The 3,273-nt window shown below is 65.0% G+C and carries 3 protein-coding genes; all 3 read right to left on the bottom strand.

The genetic code is table 11. The annotated features are described in order from the left end of the window. A partial coding sequence (locus tag A6A05_RS02245; RefSeq protein ID WP_082910625.1) for a hypothetical protein occupies positions 1–1,893 on the bottom strand: 1,893 nt, incomplete at its 3' end. Positions 1,894–1,897: 4 nt separating this feature from the next. Continuing rightward, positions 1,898–2,992 (bottom strand): TraB/TrbI/VirB10 family type IV secretion system protein, encoded by a 1,095-nt coding sequence (locus tag A6A05_RS02240; protein ID WP_068497044.1) that lies wholly within the window; start codon positions 2,990–2,992, stop codon positions 1,898–1,900. Then, positions 2,992–3,273 (bottom strand): TrbG/VirB9 family P-type conjugative transfer protein (locus A6A05_RS02235; protein WP_172822162.1); only part of this gene is annotated, 282 nt, incomplete at its 5' end. The genes A6A05_RS02240 and A6A05_RS02235, both read right to left, overlap by 1 nt.

Genomic DNA, 3,273 nt, shown 5'->3' with positions numbered 1-3,273 from the left:
TTCGCCACCGAGGTTGGCATAACCGACTGGATTAGAAACAAGCGCCCAATCCGTGGTGGCTACGCCACCGGAGTAGGCGCAAGCCCAACTCGGTCCGGTCGGCGTCCCGGTGCCGATCGCCTTGGCGTAGGCCGATCCGTCCGGTCGCTGCCAGTTCTGGTATTTGGTGGTCTGGGTATAGGCGTTGCAGGCCTCGTAAAGGATCTGGCCGTTCGACTGATCCCCGGTGCTGCTCAGGACATAGGGAACCTGCGGCGCCCCGGCCAGAACCTGCGACGATGCCACGGTGTAGGGCGAACCCGACACCGTGATGGTGACCGTGGTCAGCGGATAGGACCACAGCTGGTCGTCGTGATGCTGGTAGCCGGTCTCGGTGACCTCATGGGCATAGGTGACGGCCGAATTCTGGCATCCCGTCACGTATTCCCGGCTGCCATCGGCCTTCAGGTAATAGAAACGCTCCTGGCCATAGGAGATTCCGGCATCAAGGTCGTGGGTCCAGGTGGCGGGATTGTTGCAGCCGTCCGGGGTTGGCAGGATCGCCTGGGTCGAGGTGTCCGGGGTGCATTCGGTGATGAATTGCGGGGTGCCATCGACGGTAATGCGCTTCCTGGACTGCAGGGTCACCGTCTTGGTTGTCATGTTGGTGACCGGCGTGCAGACATAGCCGCCGGCAAGGTCGGTGTAGACGATCTCGTGCGCGAAGGTGCGCCCGGTGTCGGCGCAGGGTGCGGCCTGGTAGGTGATGCCGCCCCGAACATAAGTCCACATCGACAGTTCCGAGCTGAGGCCAGCGCCGAAATCGTGCCGCATCGGGCAGTTGGGCACGTTCTCGGTCATCGCCACCGACGCCGACTTGGTCGAGGTGTCGCAGCCACGCGCCTGCTGCAGGGCGTTGTTGCGGTTGATGTAGACCAGGGCGGCCTGCGGCACCGCCTGGTTGGTGGAGAAGTCGAGGAACATCGAGCATTGCGCCTCGTCCTCGGTGATGGTGTAGGGAGTTTCCTCGTCCTTGGCGCATTCGCCGACCTGGTGGGTCTCACCGGCATCGTCGGTGTAGGCCCAGACGAATTGCGGCCAGGCCTTCAGGGTGGCCAGATCGAGAATGTCGATGGGACAGGCGGGATAGGATTTGCGCAGCACGAAGCTGACCTCGGAATCCGAGCATTGCCCGTCGGCGGTCAAGGCGCCGTCGGTGAAGGTCTGCTCCTTGCTTTGCTGGAAGGCGCGGCCTTGGGCGACGTCAACGCGAATAGGGCAGCCCTCGCTGGTGGTGCGCATATCGACGACCGGCTCCTTTTCCTGGGTCACCGGCGTCGCCGTGATGGTCGGGGTCTGGTAGGCCGAGGCCTGGTCGTTCTTCGACCCGCCGCCAGGCGCGGTCTGGTTCTGCGAGACATCGTCCCGAGGGGCCGGCTTTTCCGCCTTGTCGGTCTTGGGCGACGACAGCCGCTGCAGGGCGGCGATCAGTGCGGTCTTCGATCCCTGCACCTGCAGGGTCTTTTCGGGGAAAAGCTGGCTGCTGTCCTTGGCGTCGAACTGCGCGACCAGGCCCTCGGTCGAGATGGTTTCCTCGCGGTCACCCTTCGACACCGTCAGCACCTGGACCTGGCCGATCACCTGATTGTCCACCGGCACCTTGCGGGCGTAGCCCTTGGCGGTGACGCCCGATAGCAAATCCGGGGCGACGCCCTCGATGGCGCCCAGCGAGAACGACGCCGGCGCCGGCTGCATTTCCGGCAGCGTGACGGCGGCGGTGGGCCAGATCGGCACGGCGACCGTGTCGGTGACCGCTCCGGCCTGCGGCGTGGCGACCGACGGAGCCGTCTGCGCCAGAACGGGAGACGACAGGAAAATCATGGTGGCGATGAGTGCCGGCAGACGGACAAGCATGGCGTTACTCCACTTTGGCGATGTACCAGTCGGTATCGGGCCTGATGCAGACCCGCTGGCCTTGGAAGGTGCGCAGGATGGGAAGCAGGTTGATGGTCTGCTCCAAGGTGGCGGCGGTGATTTCACCCAGCCGCTGGGACAGTTCGGCGCCGCCGGCAGACAGGGCGTTGGACGACCCCGAGAAGGAACTGCTCGATCCCGAAGACGACGACGTGCTGGTTGAATTGACGGTGCTGCTGCCGGCCGTCGCCGCCCGGACGGCCGCCGAAATGCCGGCCAGGATGAAAGCGGTGCCGTAGCGTTCGAAAATGCGATGATCGACGTCGCCGGAAATGCCAAGATGGCCCTGGACATCGACGGCATTGGCCTTGAGGCCGAAGATTTCCGCCCGCGACCCGCCCAGCAGAATACGCGAGCAGCGAAACGGCGACCGGCTGGAGCCGACCTTTTCCAGGCTCTTGAAGCCGCAGACCAGGCGCGAGCCTTTCGGCACCAGGATGTTGCGGCCGTGATAGCCGAAGGTGTCCCGCGACACCTGGATCACCACCGTCCCGCCGGTCGATCCATCCAACTGGGTGTTGGTGGCGGTTTCCAGCACCCCGCAGACATAGCGGTCGGTGGTGATGATCCGGCTGTTGTCCACCGGCCCGGTCGAGGTCAGGGCCTTTTCCTCGTATTCCGCCGCCGGCTCCGGGACGGCCGCGCCGGTCCCGAGGCCGGGTGCGCCCATCGGGCCGAGGTCCGACGACAGCGAGGCGGTAATGGTCGGGACGCCAGAATTGCCCTGGACCCGGTTGCGATAGCTCGCTGCCATCGCCGTTTCGAATGGGTCCGGTCCTGTTCTGACCGGTGGCGGCGGTGGGGGAGCCGGCGGCGCCACCTCGACCCGCACCTCGCGGATCACTTCCTTCTGGATCACTACCGGCGGCATCGCCGGCGGCGGTGGGGGCGGTGGCGGTTCCGGCTGCACCGGCTGACGATAGGACCAGATTTCCTTCTGATCGTCCGGCAGCGGATCGGTCGCTGGCAAAGCCGGCTGGCAGGTGCCCGAAAGGGTCATGCCGGCGGCGATGGCCAGGTCGCACATCCAGTTGGCCATCAGCGGACCTCGCCGGTGTACTGGATGCACAGATACTTCTTGCCCAGCTTCAGGGTGATCAGCGGCGCCACGCTCTCGACGATGAACACCGTGCCTTCGACGCGGGTGTTCACCAGCTCGTCGATTTCGTCGATGGTGACGAAACCCGACGCCAGTTCCATGCCGTCCCATTTGCGGCCGTAGCGGATGTAGGTGAAGAAGTCATCGCGCCACACCGTTTCCGGCTTCAGCGAATCATCCGATCCCCACAGCTTGTAGTCGGCCCAGCCGTGGAACTTGGC

It is taken from the genome of Magnetospirillum moscoviense (assembly GCF_001650635.1).
Taxonomy (GTDB): Bacteria; Pseudomonadota; Alphaproteobacteria; order Rhodospirillales; family Magnetospirillaceae; genus Magnetospirillum; species Magnetospirillum moscoviense.
The sequence above is the reverse complement of the archived record's forward strand: the minus strand, read 5'-3'. Positions and strand labels throughout refer to the sequence as shown.

Excerpts from the sequence above, each read along its gene's own strand:
- A6A05_RS02240 (WP_068497044.1), bottom strand. The coding sequence starts at position 2,992 with ATGGCCAACTGGATGTGCGACCTGGCCATCGCCGCCGGCATGACCCTT.